Source organism: Synechococcus sp. CCAP 1479/9, from assembly GCF_019038535.1.
Classification (GTDB): domain Bacteria; phylum Cyanobacteriota; class Cyanobacteriia; order PCC-6307; family Cyanobiaceae; genus Cyanobium.
In genome coordinates this window covers 1-368 of the sequence record NZ_JAFKRK010000011.1, presented here as the reverse complement: position 1 = coordinate 368, position 368 = coordinate 1, and the positions used below count along the sequence as shown (strand labels likewise).

The following is a 368-nucleotide window of genomic DNA, read 5'->3' as shown; positions in this document are numbered from 1 at the left end:
AGTCCAGCTTCCTTTCAACCATCTCAGAATGAAACTCACCGTTTAAAGTGAACCCATCCATCGGGAATGAAAGGAGGCTGGAATCCTCAGCTGAACATGTCCGGTCACTTCACCCATCAGAATTCCTCCTGATGCAGCTTCATGTTGTGGTCTTAACCTAGCTGGATGGAGGTTAGCGGACTCGAACCGCTGACATCCTGCTTGCAAAGCAGGCGCTCTACCAACTGAGCTAAACCCCCAAACACGAATGGGCCATCCTGGACTTGAACCAGGGACCTCACCCTTATCAGGGGTGCGCTCTAACCACCTGAGCTAATGGCCCAGGAACAATCACTCTGACAGTGGTTTCTCCAGCCACCCATGGCTTC

2 tRNA genes are annotated in these 368 nt (G+C 52.2%); both read right to left on the bottom strand.

The features are described from left to right. Positions 1-166: 166 nt before the first annotated feature. Positions 167-239: transfer RNA gene (locus KUG38_RS04235), tRNA-Ala, on the bottom strand. Positions 240-248: 9 nt separating this feature from the next. After that, positions 249-322 (bottom strand) — tRNA-Ile (locus KUG38_RS04230). Positions 323-368: the final 46 nt, after the last annotated feature.